The sequence below is a fragment of the Pseudomonas sp. KD5 genome (genome assembly GCF_012932895.1).
In the GTDB taxonomy this organism is placed as follows: domain Bacteria; phylum Pseudomonadota; class Gammaproteobacteria; order Pseudomonadales; family Pseudomonadaceae; genus Aquipseudomonas.
Window position 1 is genome coordinate 611,058 of record NZ_JDWJ01000002.1, and the last position, 16,791, is coordinate 627,848.

At 58.9% G+C, this 16,791-nt stretch carries 16 protein-coding genes and 1 pseudogene; 4 read left to right on the forward strand and 13 right to left on the reverse strand.

Features of this window, described 5'->3' with window-relative positions:
- The first annotated feature begins 161 nt into the window (after positions 1-161).
- Positions 162-587, forward strand: coding sequence for a YciI family protein (locus AF70_RS06365; RefSeq protein ID WP_019579276.1), 426 nt, complete (start codon positions 162-164; stop codon positions 585-587).
- Positions 588-662: 75 nt separating this feature from the next.
- Here the strand turns inward: AF70_RS06365 and AF70_RS06370 are convergent, their stop codons facing one another.
- From AF70_RS06370 to AF70_RS06405, 8 genes and pseudogenes are all read right to left on the reverse strand, one after another.
- Complete coding sequence (locus AF70_RS06370; protein ID WP_019650013.1) at positions 663-1,106, reverse strand: polyketide cyclase; 444 nt, start codon at positions 1,104-1,106, stop codon at positions 663-665.
- Positions 1,107-1,171: 65 nt separating this feature from the next.
- Positions 1,172-2,740, reverse strand: coding sequence for a bacteriocin immunity protein (locus AF70_RS06375; RefSeq protein ID WP_028940479.1), 1,569 nt, complete (start codon positions 2,738-2,740; stop codon positions 1,172-1,174).
- Positions 2,741-2,846: 106 nt separating this feature from the next.
- Positions 2,847-3,125 (reverse strand): bacteriocin immunity protein, encoded by a 279-nt coding sequence (locus tag AF70_RS06380; RefSeq protein ID WP_032831127.1) that lies wholly within the window; start codon positions 3,123-3,125, stop codon positions 2,847-2,849.
- Complete coding sequence (locus tag AF70_RS06385) at positions 3,122-5,674, reverse strand: S-type pyocin domain-containing protein (protein WP_028940477.1); 2,553 nt, start codon at positions 5,672-5,674, stop codon at positions 3,122-3,124. Before AF70_RS06385 ends, AF70_RS06380 begins: the two co-directional genes overlap by 4 nt.
- Before the next feature lie 496 nt (positions 5,675-6,170).
- Positions 6,171-6,842, reverse strand: a complete 672-nt coding sequence (locus tag AF70_RS06390; RefSeq protein ID WP_019579281.1) for a DUF3313 domain-containing protein — start codon at positions 6,840-6,842, stop codon at positions 6,171-6,173.
- 120 nt (positions 6,843-6,962) lie between these two features.
- Positions 6,963-7,634: pseudogene (locus AF70_RS06395) on the reverse strand (hypothetical protein); the annotation flags it as partial.
- Positions 7,635-7,811: 177 nt separating this feature from the next.
- Complete coding sequence (locus AF70_RS06400) at positions 7,812-8,306, reverse strand: DUF934 domain-containing protein (RefSeq protein ID WP_028940476.1); 495 nt, start codon at positions 8,304-8,306, stop codon at positions 7,812-7,814.
- Positions 8,303-9,976 (reverse strand): nitrite/sulfite reductase, encoded by a 1,674-nt coding sequence (locus AF70_RS06405; RefSeq protein WP_028940475.1) that lies wholly within the window; start codon positions 9,974-9,976, stop codon positions 8,303-8,305. Before AF70_RS06405 ends, AF70_RS06400 begins: the two co-directional genes overlap by 4 nt.
- 428 nt (positions 9,977-10,404) lie before the next feature.
- Between AF70_RS06405 and ccoN the strand changes: the two genes are divergently transcribed.
- A complete protein-coding gene (ccoN, locus tag AF70_RS06410) occupies positions 10,405-11,832 on the forward strand; it encodes a cytochrome-c oxidase, cbb3-type subunit I (protein ID WP_028940474.1) in 1,428 nt (475 codons plus the stop codon).
- Positions 11,833-11,847: 15 nt separating this feature from the next.
- A complete protein-coding gene (locus AF70_RS06415; protein ID WP_028940473.1) occupies positions 11,848-12,069 on the forward strand; it encodes a hypothetical protein in 222 nt (73 codons plus the stop codon).
- 164 nt (positions 12,070-12,233) lie between these two features.
- Here AF70_RS06415 and AF70_RS06420 read toward each other — a convergent pair whose 3' ends face one another.
- Positions 12,234-12,728 (reverse strand): hypothetical protein, encoded by a 495-nt coding sequence (locus AF70_RS06420; protein ID WP_019579287.1) that lies wholly within the window; start codon positions 12,726-12,728, stop codon positions 12,234-12,236.
- Positions 12,729-12,798: 70 nt separating this feature from the next.
- On the reverse strand, positions 12,799-13,575 hold the full coding sequence (locus tag AF70_RS06425; protein WP_028940472.1) for a helix-turn-helix domain-containing protein: 777 nt from the start codon (positions 13,573-13,575) through the stop codon (positions 12,799-12,801).
- 77 nt (positions 13,576-13,652) lie between these two features.
- Between AF70_RS06425 and AF70_RS06430 the strand changes: the two genes are divergently transcribed.
- Positions 13,653-14,345: an aspartate/glutamate racemase family protein gene (locus AF70_RS06430; protein ID WP_028940471.1), complete on the forward strand. Its 693-nt coding sequence runs from the start codon at positions 13,653-13,655 to the stop codon at positions 14,343-14,345.
- Between the two features lies 1 nt (position 14,346).
- On the opposite strand, the gene AF70_RS06435 is transcribed toward AF70_RS06430, so the two are convergent.
- From AF70_RS06435 to AF70_RS06445, 3 genes are all read right to left on the reverse strand, one after another.
- Positions 14,347-14,865, reverse strand: a complete 519-nt coding sequence (locus AF70_RS06435; protein WP_019579290.1) for a GNAT family N-acetyltransferase — start codon at positions 14,863-14,865, stop codon at positions 14,347-14,349.
- Between the two features lie 207 nt (positions 14,866-15,072).
- Positions 15,073-16,059: a LysR family transcriptional regulator gene (locus AF70_RS06440; protein ID WP_028940470.1), complete on the reverse strand. Its 987-nt coding sequence runs from the start codon at positions 16,057-16,059 to the stop codon at positions 15,073-15,075.
- Between the two features lie 92 nt (positions 16,060-16,151).
- On the reverse strand, positions 16,152-16,592 hold the full coding sequence (locus tag AF70_RS06445; RefSeq protein ID WP_019579292.1) for a carboxymuconolactone decarboxylase family protein: 441 nt from the start codon (positions 16,590-16,592) through the stop codon (positions 16,152-16,154).
- Positions 16,593-16,791: the final 199 nt, after the last annotated feature.

Below are 16,791 nucleotides of genomic sequence, written 5' to 3' on the forward strand. Positions count from 1 at the left end.
GCACAGGAATATTTGATCGCGAGGAGGATGTCGAAAATACAACTGTTCTCTACAACATCGACTAAAACGAAAAGGACAATTTTTGTTTAGGCGCATTGTCGATTCAAGTCACGCCCATTCGACTATGCAATGAATCACTCAACTTCAACGGAGACAAGACCATGCGATTCATGATCATTGTAAAAGCCAGCCCCGATTCCGAGGCCGGCGTGATGCCCAGCGAAGAACTGATGACCGCAATGGGCAATTACAACGAGGAACTGGCCAAGGCCGGCATCCTCATCGATTGCGATGGCCTGCAGCCCAGCAGTAAAGGTGCCCGTGTGCGCTTCTCGGGAGATAAACGCACAGTGATCGACGGCCCGTTCGCCGAAACCAAAGAGCTGATCGCCGGCTACTGGCTGTGGCAGGTGAAGTCGAAAGAGGAAGCGATCGAGTGGGTCAAGCGCTGCCCCAATCCGATGCCGGGTACAGAGGCCGAGATCGAGATTCGCCAGGTGTTCGAGGCCGAAGATTTCGGTGCCGAGTTCACCCCGGAACTGCGTGAACAGGAAGAGCGCGTGCGGGCACAGGCGAAGAAACACTGATGCACATCTGACACCCGTGGGAGCTGTCGCGCCTTCGCGAGCAAGCCAGCTCCCACAAGACCGCATATGGGCGGCTTAACCGAGCAACTTCAGCATATTACGGTGCCGTGCCGCAAAAACCCTCCGCATGTAGCCATTAACCAGCAACCACTCCACAAGGGCGCCGCCAATCACCTTGTAGGTGACCCGGTCGGTGTACAGCGTCCCGCCCTGTGCCGCCTCGACCCGATGTTCATGACGATACTCAGCCATCGGGCCTTTGAGCATTTCATCGATGAAATGGTGATCGCCGACTTCACGTATCACCACCGTCCAGTTAGCCGGGATGAGATTGAACATCCAGTGGCAAAAGCGCAATTGACGACCCGCTTCAATGCGCAGGTTACTCAAGTCGAGATCGCTCAACAGTGTGACACGCTCCGGAAAGATCTTCGGGAAGCTGAGACCTTCCAGGCAAAAGTCGAGGACGAACTCAGGCGTGCGGTTGGGGATTAAGGTGGTGAGTTCCAGAACAGGCATAGACGAGAAGCATTCCTTTGTTTGGCGAGATGACGGAACAGCAGATACGTTAGGGCAAAGTCGCCTTAAGACTTTGCTGCAGCCAGGGCCATTTCGGGATATTCGCGCCGGTCTCTGAACAGGATGTAAAGCGGGTCCAGGCCAGACGCTGGCGGAAAGACGACGACATAGTCATCGAAACCAATCGCAGCCAAGTCGCTGAAGGACTCCAATACTGGCACGGGTGAAGATCGGAGGAATCCCAGTCGATACTCGGGGGCTGGTGCCAGGGTCGATGTGCTTTCGAAGGGGGCCGGCGCGCTCCAGCTCACAGTCTCCGGGGCCGGCCCGTCAGCGGTGAAGCAGTAGGTCTTCAGTTGCTCATTCCAGATGGCGGCTCGCACCCTCACCCTGGACGACAATACGCTGCCATTCGTTGGCGTAATGGCCACTTGTAGCAACGTCTTTATTTCTCTAAGCCCTCGGGACATCGTCCCTGGTGGAACGGCGTATGTGCCGCTGCTCATCCTGAACGGAAGATCGACTTCGGCCTCCATCGCGGCCAGGCCTTGCCAATCCTGGCCCTCGATCGGCAGCAACTCGGACAGAGGAACACTGAGCCCATACCTCCCCACTTCGGCCCGACTGGAAAAATCGAATTGCAGAACGGCTGCGTATTGACCTTGATGCTCATCGGTTCCCGAGGTGATCTGCCAGGTAAACTCCGCCACCGCCGAACGTATGGCTTTTTGCAGCGCAACCCGATGGGTCTCCAAGGGTTGCGAAAGGCCGCCATCGAGGAAAATACCCGGTCGCGCATTGGCAAAGGCGAGCGGTGCAAAAAGCAGCCCGGACGTCTGAGTCGGCCCTGTTCCCTGCTGATAACGCTGATCGACGAGTTGTGTTTGCGCCGTCACCAGCAACGCTTCAGCGTCCACTTGAAAGCCGCGGAGGCGTTGATTGATCTCATTCAATTTCGTCAGATAACGGTCGTAAGTGGCGTTGATCTGCTGGGCGATGCTTTGCCACTGCGCGTGTTCGGACCCGGCGTAGGGCAGTTCACGGTGGGCGCTGTCTCGTTTGAACTCGATGCGCATTTTCCAGAATTCGTACCGGTGGGCTGCCAGGCGCGCTTCAAGTTCAGAAGCCTCCAGGGCACGGATGTCCGCTTCACGCTCACGAATGTCCACGTGTGCGCTCTGTCGTTGACGCAGGTGCTTTATTCGTTGCTCGAACACAGTGAGTGCCGCTTCTGCCGCTCGCTCGGAGACCGTCAGATCTACAGCGACTTTTTGTACGTCAGCCAGGTTGTGTGCAATACGCCGCTGCGTCATCTGCGCCAGGGTCAACGACGCTTTGGGCCCTGTCGCAACAGGTTTGGGGACGGGAACACTTTCCCCCTTGAACGCAGCACGGCCCTGTTTGTGGTGCCAGCCTTTGACGTAATACACGACCGAGCCGGATGAGTAGGCGTTGTAGCTAGCCTCTGGCGGATAAAACAGCAGGTCCGCACCTTTGGGGTGACCGGCGATGCGGTCGAAATGATTGATCAATTGATCGTGGTCCGTTTTCGGTAAATCGACAGCCCAGATCCTGTCGACCAGAGCCTGGAATTCCGGTTCGGTGTAATCCTTGAGTGTTGTTTTAAGTTCCATCTTTGTTGTCTCCCTTGTTTCTGGCTCACAACTGCCCAAGTAACGACATCTGCTCATATTGTGATGAGCAGATGCGTGTGAATTGTTTGCATTTGGATCAGCGCGATTACTCTGGTTTGAAGCCGGGTTTGTTATTGAGTGCGCGCCATTCTTTGATTACTTTCATGATGCCCTCAGGACTGTCTTCTTGGCCTTCCTTGGGATAGAAGAGAACGTCCGAACGGTCGGGGTGCTCCGTAATTGCCTCGAAATGATCCAACAAGCTATCGGTGTAATCATTCAAAGCATCGCCTTCGAGATTGTTGGTATTCTCAAAGAACTCCCGTAAAAACAATAAAAACTCAGTTTCTGTGTAATCTTCTAGTTTGTCCTTGAAAGTAATCATTGCTTCGTCCCCTTATGAAGGTCGATATGGCGCTTCGCGGTGAGAATCACAAGATTTTCCATGTCATAGACCGCGCCCCCCTTAGCTACTTCATCTTTATGATGGATCTCAAACTTTTTCCTACCGCCGACCTGCCCCCGACGATCTGGATAAGGTGCGGCGCCATTGAGCATATGTTTCAAATTGATTTCATTAAATTGTTTGGCAAGTTTTTCATCCATCGCCACTGCCCTCCAAAATGCCTCCCTGAACCGATGAAAATTGGCAAATTCCCTACCCCTTAGCTGATCCGCAATCTGGACAGGAACCGCCGCACCCTCTGCTTTTGCAGCCTCCCCCAACCAAATCCCTGTAACCGTCTGCCCAACCCCCGTAGCAACCCCCGGATCATCCCGCCGATCCAGAAACAACACATCCGACGAGGGCAACTCCATATCCGCCGGATACCCAGGAATACTGGCACCGATCTGCCCTTCGTCAACAGCCGGAAAGGTCTCGTTTTGCGGTAGGACCGGGATGACCGGGGTGCCGGGATAAACCGCTGGAATCGACGGTGTAACCGGTGAGGTTGTAGGATCGAGGTGTTCGATACCCGGCGGAACGAGAGGTGTCCAGGTTCCGACGCCAACGGGGTTAATCGGCCAAGGCAGAACCGCAGGGGTGATCCCCAACTGTCCGTGGGTGCTTTGCGGCGTGGTGATGCTGATTTTGTCGAGGTTGAAGGGGGTTTCACCCAACTCCGCAAGCTCTTGATAACGCAGCTCGAATTCACGCCGTTCACCAACCCAAGTGCTTTTTGGCGCATAGGGTGCAAAACCTTGTTCGATGCGTTTTTTATTGACCTCATCGAACTGGGCCGTGAGCGCCGGATGCTCGCCCAGCGTTCGCCACAGCGTCTCGTCAAAAGCGCCGCACGAGTTGATTTCGCGACCTCGAAACTGATCGCCGATCTGTGTCGGAATGGCGGCGCCTGTCACCTTGCGTGCCGTTTTCCACCAGTCAGCCGTGGCCGGTTGACCGCTCCCAGTGACGACACCCGAACCCATGGGTGGCTGATTGAAGGACAGGTAAGTCGGTGGTAAGCCTGGTACGCAAACAATGCAGTCCTGAATGCGCAGGTCGACACCTACCGGGATGTGCTGGATCTGCGGCGTCAACTTCGCCAGCCCCGCCTGGCTCGTCGTGGCAGCCTGAGCGGCAGCGCCCGGCGCGAATTGAAGGTGCCTGGTCGGGAATCCGGGGATCTTTGCGTTGTAGAACCCGGTCAGCGGGTCGAGTACCGCATTGATGACCGGCACATCAGCATCAATCTCATCGCCGGTAGCGACAGCAATGATGGCGGTGCCCTCTGACACGGCTTCGGGTTTGAGCCGGTATGCCGCCTCCACCGAGCCACCGGAATCAGCAATCGATTGCAGTGCTCGACCATCGGAAAGCCCCAGCGCTTGCGCGGGAATGGCGACAGCCTGGAACAAACGCCGACGTTGCTCGACGCTCAACTCACTGTTGCCGAGGGTGGGCGAGTACACCATCGCGGTGACGAACACCGGCCCCGTTTTTGCGGCAATGCGTCCGAAATCGATGAGGGTGCTGACGGCAGACTGTACCGCCGCCTCAAGCACTGCCGCCGCTTGCCGCGCCACGAATGCGCCGTCACGCGTCAAAACCATCCCGCCAGCGGCAACCGAGGTAACGGGAATAGTCAGCGTGTTAGCCTGCCTGACCCGTTCAACCCGTACATCTTCATCGGCTTGCTGCTTGAAGCGAACCCGTGCTTCACGCTGCTCGGCGTACTGACGCTGGGCCTCCCACACGGCTTCCCTTTCGCGCCAGACGACTGTCTGCTCGGCGTGATGCCTTGCCAGCGCATTGGATTTGTCCGTGAGCGCATTGATTTGCGATGTCAGCAATCGGGCTTCATGGGCCGCGTTATAGGCGTTTTCCCATATCTGATGGCCGTCATTGAGTGCCTGACCAAACTGCCCCAGTCGCGTCAGGTAATCGTTCGAGGTGCGGGCGAATGGATCGTGTCCATCGAAGGACCGAGCAACCGCGTTTTTTGCATCGAGCTCGGCGGTTTTACGGGTGGTAAGCCCGTCGATCTCGTTTTTTTCCTTGGTTATCAGATAAAGCTGCCAGCGTTCGCTCGAGTCGCTATTGGGTGGCCGTCGCGCAGCCGATATTTCGTGTTCGAGAGATGACGCGAGTTGACCGGCCTTGTCGGCAAAGCGACGATCCACCTCGACTCTGATGGCGTCATGACGCTGCGCCAGCCCCGCAAGAAACTGGTGAAGGGCCTGAACACGGGCCTGTTCCTGAGCCTGTGCTTGAGCCGCCTCGGCCTGCTCGCGCTCTTTTTGCTTTTTCTGACGATCCGCTTCTATGGCCCGCCTTCGGGCCTTTTGCTTGTTCTTGCTGGTTTTACCGAACCCGCCTGAAACCCCTCCGCCACCGCCAAAACCACCGCCAGAACCACCATTCGAAGCGGGCGGTCCCGACCTGATGACGACACTTCCTGACGATCCATCGTTATGTATTTGTTGTGCCATACAGTCACTCCTTGTCTGTAGGGCACAGCATGTCGATGGAGCAGTGGTCAGGTGCGGTACATAGTTATCGGATGGGATTTATATCGAAGGATCGGCCACCAAGCCGACACATCAAAAGGATGAGTTCGATAAAAGAGCGGCACGATCAGACGGTTGACGCGACAACCAGCTGCTAGAGTAAAAAAGGGCCTTCACTTGAGAAACGACCACTGCATCCCCTGGTTTTGGCGGCAATGACCAGCCACCGTTCACGCTATTGGCCAGACTGAATGTCATCTTCGGAAAATGAGGAAACGTCTATGAAAGGTTTGCTTCGCGTTGCGGGATTCAGCCTGATGGCGCTTTTCGCAAGTTGTGGTGTCGGTGCCCAGACAATGCAAAGTCATGCGGCGCCGGTTGCGCTCACTGTCATACCGGCCGACATCCCGGGGGAATAGCCAAGGGGATTGATCGTTCCCATGCCTGGGAACGATCTTGCGCGAACAATAAACCCGCGTTACTTGGACTTGAATTTTACAAACGACTGATTCATGTCCGAAGCCCAGCCATCGATCACGTTTTTCACGTCATCGGCCTTCATCACCTGATCTTCGTTTTCCAGCGGTTTGCCGGTGCCCTTGCGCACCACCTGGGCGATGACTTTATTGGTGCTGCCATCGAGAAACACCGCTTCGGTGGCCAGATCGGTTTGCTGATCGCGAATACCGCTCGCGGTGCTGACGGCTGCCGCCACCAAGGCAATCGGGATCACTTCATAAGGCTTGAGGCTTTCGGTCTTGCTGCTGACGGCGGTAATCGCCGCACGCACCACGATCACGCCTGGGCCGGGGCCGCTGGCCAGTGGCAGGGATTTACCCAGTTCGCGCTTGAGCGCCTGATCGTAGTAGCTGGTGATGCCGTTCAACGTGGTCTGAGGGATTTTCGCTGTTGGCTGCGGTTTGGGATAGAGCTGAGTCGGCTCGATGTAGGCACTGGTGTATTTGTTGACGTTGAGCTTGGGATCGACCCAGCGCATCACCACGGCGCCCGATGGCGACTTGGCTTCCTTGAGCTGGCTGTAGTCCTTGAGAAAGCCGGAGTACTGGTCTGGCTCGACGACTTTGCTGGCGCAACCCGCCACCCCGAGAGAGGCGATGCACAGTGTGCTCATCATTAACGCAAGCTTCATGCTTTAACTCCTGTCAGAAGGACGGCAACGGTATTGCCTACGAGAGTTACAGGTATAGCTAATGCCCGGCGTTTTTGTATCGAAAATCACAATTTTCAGCTCTCGCCACGGTTGCGGCCATCACCACGAAGACCCGCTTTTCGCTGCCAACTCCCGCCGGCTATTGGCCCGCATCGCCTTGATCAACGATACCGTGCCCACCAGGATGATCACCGCGCCGAACAGGAAGTCGATGGTGTACAACTGGAAATCGTTCAACGGCCCCACCAGGAACACCCGGATCGCGCCAATACTCACCAGCGTCGCGAGAAAGTCGATGCCCGGCTCGTCGCGATAGAACACGTGCAGCAGCGGCAGGCACATCACCAGCAACAACAGCAACACAATCACCTTGAACGAGCCCTTGCGCTCGACGCTGAACGCGCATTCGTTGGCGCCGTAGGGCTTGTAGTCCTGCTCACTGATCAACGAATTTTTCTCGTTGATGTACTCGACACGGTTGTACTTCTGGATCGGCGTAAAGGTGTTGGACATCTGCATGCTGGTGGTGACGTTTTTGAAGCGCAGGTCGACGCGCTCGTTACCCTTGAGGTAGTACAACACCGGTTTGTAACCGTAGCGGTAGGTGTCGAACGGAAAGTCGGTCGCACGCCCCTGGACGTCGATGGGCCGGGACTCAAGTTCGGCGTAGGCACTTTTGTTGACCGAAGACAGGTTACGGCTCAGGGGGGTGATCTTGACCTGTTCCATGAAAATCGGCGCAACGCCATAGGACCACTGCAGCGGCTCCACACTCCTTATGAGACGCGGACCCTATCAAAATGCCATCAGTGGCCCAAGCAAAAATGCCCATACGAGGGAAATCCCTGGAGCGAGGCTTGCCCGCGAAGAACGATGACGCGTAATACCTGGACACCTCGGCGCATTCTTCGCGGGTAAGCCTCGCTCCAGGTTCTGCGTCTTGACTTGTCAGCGTCGCCGAAACAACGGCCGCGGCTCAATCACCGAACGCCCATACAACACGCTCATCCCCGCCAGTCCCTTCAGCGCATCTTCGGCAGACTTGTCTTCACGCACGGCAAAGCTGTCGAAACCGCATTGGCGCATGTGGCTGAGTTGATCGCGCAGCACATCGCCAATCGCGCGCAATTCGCCTTGCCATCCGAATCGCGTGCGCAACAGATAGGCCTGGCTGTAAGCGCGTCCGTCACGAAAACTCGGGAAGTCCAGGGCAATCAGCGGCAGGTCGGGGAACCACGGAATCAGATTTGCCACTTCGTCGTCAGGACCGAGCCAGACACCTTCGAGCGCGGTTGTGGTGTCGGCATTAAGGGCCAGCCACTGGGGTAACGGCAGGATCAGCGGCCCGGCCGGGAGTTCACCGGTCGTTTCACGAATCAACTGCCATGGGTCGTCGCGCACCCACTCGGCGCCGCCCTCTCGCAAACGCAGCAGATTGTTCATACCGACACCTCCAGCACTTTCGGGTAGACACGTTCCTTGAACGGCTCCAGACCGATGCGCGCCAGGGTATCGACGAACAGTTCTTCGCTCTCGCGGTAGCGCACGAACGTGCCGATGATCCGTTCAATCACATCGGGCACTTCGGCGGCGCTGAAGGACGGACCAATGACCTTGCCCAGCGCGCTGTCCTTGCCCTGGGCGCCGCCGAGGGTGATCTGGTACCACTCGCTGCCGTTCTTGTCGACGCCAAGAATGCCGATGTTGCCGATGTGGTGGTGACCGCAGGCGTTCATGCAGCCGGAGATGTTCAGGCTGATGTCGCCCAGGTCATGCAGGTAATCAAGATCGTCGAAACGTGCCTGAATCGCTTGCGCGATGGGGATCGACTTGGCGTTGGCCAGGGCGCAGAAGTCGCCGCCGGGGCAAGCGATGATGTCAGTCAGCAAGCCGATGTTGGCACTCCCCAGGCCTTGCTCGCAGGCCAGGCACCACAGCGCATAAAGATCGGCCTTGGGCACGTCCGGCAGGACGATGTTCTGTTCATGGGCGATGCGGATTTCGCCGAAACCGAACTGCTCGGACCATTGCGCCACCGCTTGCATTTGTTCGGCCGTGACATCCCCCGGCGGCGCGGCGATACCCGGTTTGGTCGACAGCACCACACTGGCGTAACCCGGCACCTTGTGCGGCTGAACGTTGCGCGCCACCCAACGGGCGAACGCCGGGTGCTCGGCCAGGCGCGTGCCGAAGTCCAGGTCGGTGCCGGCCAGTGAACGGTAATCGGGGGGCACAAAGGCACTGGCGACACGCTCATACTCGACGTCGGTCAACTGCGCCGGGCCGTCCTTGAGGTGTTGCCACTCCTCCTCCACTTCCTTGGCGAACGCTTCGATCCCCAGGGCCTTGACCAGAATCTTGATCCGCGCCTTGTACTTGTTATCGCGCCGTCCGTGGCGGTTGTAGACCCGCAGCACCGCCTCGACATAAGACAGCAAATGCTGCCACGGCAAGCCTTCGCGAATCTGCAGACCGAGAATCGGCGTACGCCCCAACCCGCCGCCCACGATCACCCGCAAGAGCATTTGCCCGCTGTCGTCACGATAAAGATAAAGACCGATGTCATGCATCATGATCGCCGCGCGGTCCTGTTTCGCCGAGCGGATGGCGATCTTGAACTTGCGCGGCAGGAACAGGAATTCCGGGTTGATGGTCGACCATTGCCGCAGGATCTCCGCCAGCGGGCGCGGGTCCATCAGCTCGTCCGCCGCAACGCCGGCGAAGGCTTCGGTGGTGATGTTGCGCACGCAGTTGCCGGAGGTCTGGATCGCGTGCATTTCCACTTGGGCAAGGCGTTCGAGGATGTCCGGGACCTGGGCCAGTTCGATCCAGTTGAACTGCATGTTTTGCCGGGTGGTGAAATGGCCATAGCCACGATCGTAGTCCCGGGCAATGCTCGCCAGGGTGCGCATCTGCTGTGCGCCGAGGGTGCCGTAAGGAATCGCCACGCGCAGCATGTAGGCGTGTTTTTGCATGTACAGGCCATTCTGCAAACGCAGGGGCAGGAACTCTTCTTCGCTCAATTCGCCGGCCATGAAACGTTCGACCTGATCGCGAAACTGCGCAACACGCTCGAACACCAGGGCCCGGTCATAGTCATCGTATTGATACATGTGGCTGCCACCTCATCAGGAATTTTGCGCAGAACCAGTGGGAGCTCCTGTGGCGAGGGGGCTTGCCCCCGTTGGGTTGCGAAGCAGCCCCAAAATCTCTGATACACCGAAGATCTTGTGAGTGCTACGCACTCAAACGGGGGCAAGCCCCCTCGCCACAGGCCGCTCCCACAGGAGTTGCGGTGGATCGAACTCTGCGGCTCGTTCTTGGGGTGCAACTATGCGGCAGCAGCGCAGCGTGTTACAGATTCAGCTAAACACTAAAAAACCGTATCAGGACGCGACTGATGGCCGCAGGCGTGCCCCGCATCTGATCCGTATAAATGAAAGTTTCCTGAGACTGTTTTGTTTCCGGCAGGGTTTCTACAGTTCATCGCATGCCAGACCGGGTGGCCTGGCAAGACTTTGCAACCGTGGAAGAACTGACCATGAGCACAGCAACAATCGGACTGGCCTATAACTACAAGGTCGTCCGCCAATTCGTCGTGGCAACCGTGGTATGGGGCGTCGTCGGGATGGCGATGGGGGTATGGATCGCCTCGCAACTGGTATGGCCCGAGATGAACCTCGACCTGCCGTGGACCACCTTCGGCCGCTTGCGCCCGCTGCACACCAGCCTGGTGATTTTCGGCTTTGCCGGCAGCGCGCAATTCGCCGCCAGTTACTACGCCGTGCAGCGCACCTGCCAGGCTCGGCTGTTCTCGGACAAACTCGCTGCATTCACCTTCTGGGGCTGGCAATCGGTGATCGTGGTGATGCTGATCAGCCTGCCGCTGGGCTACACGACCACCAAGGAATACGCCGAGATCGAGTTCTCCGGCGCGGTGTGGATGACGGTGGTCTGGCTCGCCTATGCCATCGTGTTTTTCACCACCGTGGTGCGCCGCAAGACCAAGCATATCTACGTCGGCAACTGGTTCTTCGGCGCGTTCATCGTGGTGATCGCCATGCTGCACGTGGTCAATCACCTGTCGATTCCGGTGGACTGGTTCAAGTCGTATCCGGTGTACTCCGGGGCCACCGACGCCATGGTGCAGTGGTGGTACGGGCACAACGCGGTGGGCTTTTTCCTCACCACCGGGTTCCTCGGCATGATGTATTACTTCGTGCCGAAACAGGTGGGTCGGCCGGTGTATTCCTATCGCTTGTCGATCGTGCATTTCTGGGCGCTGATCACCCTGTACATCTGGGCCGGTCCGCACCATTTGCACTACACCGCGTTGCCGGACTGGGCGCAGTCTCTGGGCATGGCGATGTCGCTGATTCTGCTGGCGCCGAGCTGGGGCGGGATGATCAACGGCATGATGACGCTGTCGGGGGCCTGGCATAAGTTGCGCACCGACCCGATCCTGCGCTTCCTCGTGCTATCCCTGGCCTTCTACGGCATGTCGACCTTCGAAGGGCCAATGATGGCGATCAAGACGGTCAATGCCCTCTCCCACTACACCGACTGGACCATCGGCCACGTGCACGCCGGCGCGCTCGGCTGGGTAGCGATGATCACCTTCGGCGCCATCTACCACATGGTTCCGAAAGTCTTCGGCCGGGCGCAAATGCACAGCGTGCCGCTGATCAACCTGCACTTCTGGCTGGCGACCATCGGCACTGTGCTGTACATCGCCTCGATGTGGGTCAACGGCATCACCCAGGGTTTGATGTGGCGCGCGATCAACGACGACGGCACGTTGACCTACTCGTTCGTCGAGGCGTTGCAGGCCAGTCATCCAGGCTTCATCGTGCGGTTTGTCGGCGGGGTGTTCTTCCTCAGCGGCATGCTGCTGATGGCGTATAACGTGTGGCGTACGGTGCGGGTTGCGGATGTGAAGATGGCCGAACTTGAAGCGCAGTATGCCTGAGGCAAGGAGCCTGACATGATCGAAATGGCGTTGAATCTATTGGGCGTGCTGGGGCTTTGGCTGGCGATCGAGTACTGCCTGAAACACCAGACGGCCGAAAGCCTGGACGATGCCAGCCTGATTCCGTTTGCCGATGACCCCGAGGTGGCGCGGCGGGTGGAATTGGCTACCGGCAAGACAGTGAAAGCGGTGGCGCCGGAAGAGGCGAAGCCGGGCTGGGGCAACCTCGAAATCTGAGGTACACCCAATTCACTGTGGGAGCGGGCTTGTGGCGAGGGGGCTTGCCCCCGTTCGAGTGCGCAGCGCTCGCAGGTTCTGGGTCCGCTGCGCGGCCCAACGGGGGCAAGCCCCCTCGCCACAAAAGCCCGTTCCCACAGGGTTGAGTGTCGATCACATGGACATTAGTTGCGCTCGCGGGGAATCAGGCTCTGCAGTTGCTGCGCCAAAAAGTTTGCATCGAAGGCAAACGTGTCCGGGTCTTTCAGGCCGTTGGTCTTGCGCCATTGCCAGGCGCTGGACGGTGGCAGGCACACCAGCGAAATACTGCCATAGCGCGCCGCGGTCAACCCCATCACGGCAAGGGAAATCTGCCCACCAACACCCATCACGTCCGGCACAAACTCCACCGGTTTTCCGGCGATAACGACGCTCAGTTTCTCGGTCTTGAACGTCGACGTCTCCACCGGCACGCTCGGCCCGGACGCGACATACGCCTCGCGGTTCACTTCCAGCAGGTTCGGCGCCAGGACCGGTGCCAGCCACTGCTGGATCTGATCGAACAACTCCCCGATGCGCGTCGCCCACACGGCCGATTGCGCCTCAAACAGTTGCTTCTTGTGCGCTTCGCTTTCTGCGTAGTGGCGAAGCATCTCGCCCAGTTGCTGTACGTCGTCCATTGCGGTGTTCCTTTGGTTGAAGCGGTGCTGCGGACTTTGAGCATGGCAGATGCGCGCTGCCGGCGTACGACTAAAAGCGCGAGCGGTACTGGCTGGGGGTCATGGCCAGGTATTTGCGAAAGGCACTGCCCATGTGGGACTGATGGGCGAAGCCGACATCCAGAGCGATGCTGGCCAAGGGCAGAGCCGTGCGCTCGATCAGCCTGCGTGCGGCCTGAAGCCGCACTTCAATGAGGTAGGCGTGAGGCGTCAGGCCAATAGCCTGGGTGAAATCGCGCAGAAAGCGCAGTTCGTTGTGCCCATAGGTGGCAGCCAATTGTTCCAGCGTCAGGGGATGCTGGAACTGCTCGGCGATCTGTTCCATGACTCGGGCAAAGGCCTTGGGCGTGGCACGCTGCGTTGTATCGGTTATCGAACCCGCGACGTCAACCAGCGCCACGGCACATTGCTCAAGCGCCAGCAGGTCGGGCTGCGTGGCAAGCAACTGACGACGAATCTCACGTGCGATGGTCAACGCACGTCGATTGCCGCAAGACTGCACACGGTGGGCGACACTGGGTAATTGTTCGCTGGCGAACTGTTCGTCCAGCAGCATCAGCAGATACTCGCCACCGCTGGCCGATTCGGAAAACACCTCCACGCCGACCGGCGTATACGCCAATACGCCCGGCCAGGTATCGAAATCCGTCCGCCGGTCAGAATCGATCGCATGCACGCCCTGCTGACGTTCCAGCGTCACCCCGAGGGTTTGCGACTGCGCCGGATCCCGCGCGCTGTACGGCGCACGGGGCAAGAGTTGCAGGCAGAGTCTGCCGCCCAACAGGTTCTCGCTCAGCACACCGGGCATGTGAAATTTCCTGATAGATCGGAACAAGGATCCACTGGACACTCTCCCCAAGGGTTTGCCATTCACAGGAGCACGACATGCACACCATCGGCCTTATCGGCGGCATGAGCTGGGAGTCCAGCGCCGAGTATTACCGTCTTATCAACCAGCAGGTACGCGACCGCCTCGGGCCGTTGCGTTCGGCGAAATTGCTAATGTACAGCGTCGACTTCGGCCCTGTCGAACAGGCCCAGCATGCCGGGCGCTGGGACGATGCGGCGGCGATTCTGGTGGATGCCGCGCGGCGTCTGGAAGCGGGTGGCGCCGAGTGCGTGGTGCTGTGTACCAACACCATGCACAAGGTGGCCGGGCAGATTCAGTCTGCGATTGATATTCCGTTCCTGCACATTGCCGACCCGGCCGCTCAGGCGGCGCTGGACGCCGGAGCTCTGCGGGTGGGCCTGCTCGGTACTGCATTCACCATGGAGCAGGACTTTCTCAAGGCACGTCTGACGGCCAAGGGCCTGACGGTGCTGGTGCCGGAGGCTGAAGAGCGTCAGGCGGTGCACCGGATCATCTATGACGAGTTGTGCGTCGGGGTAATCAGCGAGGCATCGCGCCAAGTCTATCAACGGGTGATCGAAACGCTGACCAAACGCGGCGCCCAGGCGATCATCCTCGGCTGTACCGAAATCGGCCTGCTGATCAAACCCGAGCACAGCGCCCTGCCCCTGCTCGACACCACCGAACTGCATGCGCAGGCGGCGGTGGCGTTTGCCTTGGGCGACTGACTCAATCGGCCTTGGGCGTGCGACGCAGGCGCGCCATGCTCAGGGTATCGACCAAGCGACCGTCACGCACCGCATAGTCGCGAAACAGGCCTTCGGTCTCGAAGCCGAATTTCCGGTACAGGCCGATGGCCGCTTCGTTGTCGGCGTACACCGAGAGTTCGACCCGTTGCAGGTTCATCCAGTTGTCGGCGACATCAAGCGCCGCCGCCAGCAGTTTCGAACCGACACCCTTGCCCTGCCAAGCCACGGCAACCCCCATGCCGAAGCTGCCTGCATGGCTGCGGCGGATTCGCGAAAACTGTTCCAGGCCGATGTTACCGATGACCGAGCCCTGATGCAGCGCCACCAATTTCACCGCCCGTTCGTTGTCCGCCATCAGGCGTTGGCGCCAGACTTCGGTGGACTGAAACGGCATTTGCAGCACCTGACGGGCCACGGCCGGGTCGTTATAGAGGGCGGTGATGCCCTCGATGTGGGATTCGTTGAAGCGTTCGAGGGTAATGACGGAGTCAGCGGGCATGAGTATTTCGTCCTTGATGCGTACATGGCCGCTTACTCTATAACGGTGCAAACCCATGTGGCGAGGGGGCTTGCCCCCGTTGGGTTGCGCAGCGGCCCCAAACCATTCGACTCGGTGCATCAGGCAAACCGGGTTCTCAGAATGGGGGCTGCTTCGCAACTCAACGGGGGCAAGCCCCCTCGCCACAAAAATGCTCTTGCCAGAAGATCAGTCGAGCTGTTCGAACCACTCCCGCCGCTCATTGAAAGTGTTGTGGATCAGCTCGACGATCCCCTTCACCTCAGCCTCGTCCCGGGAGGCAGCATTGACCGCCATCCACACCTGGCGTTGCATCGGTTGGTTGAACAGCCCGGGCAACGCCAGCAGCCCTCGATCGAATCGGCTCATGTAGTGCGGCAGCAAACCGATGCAGGCGCTGCAACGGATCATCTCCAGCATCAACTCATAGGAATGCAGCTGCACCACCCCCGCCAGACGCTGCTCCACCAGACGGTTCCACGGCCCAAAGGTCTCAACCTGGCGGTCGTGCTGCCATTGCACCAGCATGAAATCGGCCAGGTCACCCAGGCTGTCCGGGCGGGCCGCGACCCGCGAGTAACGTTTGGCAATGTGCGGCAGATAGTCCAGCCGTGCCAGGCGCTGGGGCTCGGTGATGGCAAAACTGGGGCCTGGTAACGGCGAATCAGTGCCCGTCAGCCACACCACCACATCGGCGCTGATCGCCCGCAGGGACAACTCGCTATCGAGGGAAATGATGTCCAGGCGCACACTGGCGTTGCGCCGTAGCAGCGCGACCAGGTCGCGACCGAGGATGTCGTGCAGGATCGACTCGGCCACAGCCAGGCGCACCAACGGCTGTTCGATCACTGGCAAATCGCGCTCACGGGCCAAGGCCATCAACTGCGCCTGAAGCTGCAACCCGTCACGACTGAGGGCAAAGCCATTGCCCGAATGGCAGAACAGCGAGCGCTGCAGTTGTGCTTCAAGTTGCGCCAATTGTTTACGCAACTGGGTCGACTTGATGTTGAGACTGCGGGCCGCTTGCATGAAACAGCCACAGCGGGCGCTGACCCTGAAAGCCTGCAGCAACACCGGATCGATTCCGGCTATCCGTGCGTGAGAGGCGTTGCTGTGTTCTACGGGCGAACGGTACTCGGCCACGCCCTGACGCCCGGCGGATTCCATGAATGACATCGATGACTCCCTGTCGATCTGTCCTTGACCGTTTCATCCTGCTGATCGTTCATGAATCTGATGTGACAAACGGGTAAAAACCAAACCAATAATCAACTGCTGGGCGTTTGCCGAAAACTCACCGCCAGGCGATTCCAGCTGTTGATGGCGCTGATGGCCATCGTCAGGTCGACCAGTTCCCCTTCACCGAACTGCTCCCGGGCCAGTGCATAAACATCGTCCGGCACGTGGCTTTGCGCAAGCAGGGTCACCGCTTCGGTCCAGGCCAGGGCCGCCCGCTCCCGAGGGCTGAAAAAGCCGCTGTCACGCCAGACCACGATCGCATACAGCCGCCGATCGGTCTCGCCGATACGACGTGCGTCCACCGAGTGCATGTCCGTGCAGAAGGCGCAGCCATTGAGCTGCGAGGCGCGGATCTTGATCAGGTTCAGCAACGCCGGTTCGATGCTCAGATCACGGGTCAAGGCCTCCATGGCGATCATGGCTTTCATCGCCTTGGGCGATGCGCTGTAGTAATCCAGGCGAACGGTCATGGCGGCGGCCTCGTGGCGCGAATCGGTATCTCCACGTTAGGCGCTGATGCACGAGCGTTACAGAGCCAATTCGGCGAAAAAGCCATGGACCACCCGACAGAAGACCAATCGCCGGTTTTTCGCCCGCACAACTTCTGTGCAGTCACTCATGCAGGTAATCTGGCGCGACGCACAGTCGCCTCACAATCGCCCAGGAGCC

Excerpts from the sequence above, each read along its gene's own strand:
- ccoN (WP_028940474.1), top strand. The coding sequence starts at position 10,405 with ATGAGCACAGCAACAATCGGACTGGCCTATAACTACAAGGTCGTCCGC.
- AF70_RS06440 (WP_028940470.1), bottom strand. The coding sequence starts at position 16,059 with ATGTCATTCATGGAATCCGCCGGGCGTCAGGGCGTGGCCGAGTACCGT.
- AF70_RS06415 (WP_028940473.1), top strand. The coding sequence starts at position 11,848 with ATGATCGAAATGGCGTTGAATCTATTGGGCGTGCTGGGGCTTTGGCTG.
- AF70_RS06370 (WP_019650013.1), bottom strand. The coding sequence starts at position 1,106 with ATGCCTGTTCTGGAACTCACCACCTTAATCCCCAACCGCACGCCTGAG.
- AF70_RS06435 (WP_019579290.1), bottom strand. The coding sequence starts at position 14,865 with ATGCCCGCTGACTCCGTCATTACCCTCGAACGCTTCAACGAATCCCAC.
- AF70_RS06430 (WP_028940471.1), top strand. The coding sequence starts at position 13,653 with ATGCACACCATCGGCCTTATCGGCGGCATGAGCTGGGAGTCCAGCGCC.
- AF70_RS06445 (WP_019579292.1), bottom strand. The coding sequence starts at position 16,592 with ATGACCGTTCGCCTGGATTACTACAGCGCATCGCCCAAGGCGATGAAA.
- AF70_RS06385 (WP_028940477.1), bottom strand. The coding sequence starts at position 5,674 with ATGGCACAACAAATACATAACGATGGATCGTCAGGAAGTGTCGTCATC.
- AF70_RS06375 (WP_028940479.1), bottom strand. The coding sequence starts at position 2,740 with ATGGAACTTAAAACAACACTCAAGGATTACACCGAACCGGAATTCCAG.
- AF70_RS06390 (WP_019579281.1), bottom strand. The coding sequence starts at position 6,842 with ATGAAGCTTGCGTTAATGATGAGCACACTGTGCATCGCCTCTCTCGGG.
- AF70_RS06405 (WP_028940475.1), bottom strand. The coding sequence starts at position 9,976 with ATGTATCAATACGATGACTATGACCGGGCCCTGGTGTTCGAGCGTGTT.
- AF70_RS06400 (WP_028940476.1), bottom strand. The coding sequence starts at position 8,306 with ATGAACAATCTGCTGCGTTTGCGAGAGGGCGGCGCCGAGTGGGTGCGC.
- AF70_RS06365 (WP_019579276.1), top strand. The coding sequence starts at position 162 with ATGCGATTCATGATCATTGTAAAAGCCAGCCCCGATTCCGAGGCCGGC.
- AF70_RS06380 (WP_032831127.1), bottom strand. The coding sequence starts at position 3,125 with ATGATTACTTTCAAGGACAAACTAGAAGATTACACAGAAACTGAGTTT.
- AF70_RS06425 (WP_028940472.1), bottom strand. The coding sequence starts at position 13,575 with ATGCCCGGTGTGCTGAGCGAGAACCTGTTGGGCGGCAGACTCTGCCTG.
- AF70_RS06420 (WP_019579287.1), bottom strand. The coding sequence starts at position 12,728 with ATGGACGACGTACAGCAACTGGGCGAGATGCTTCGCCACTACGCAGAA.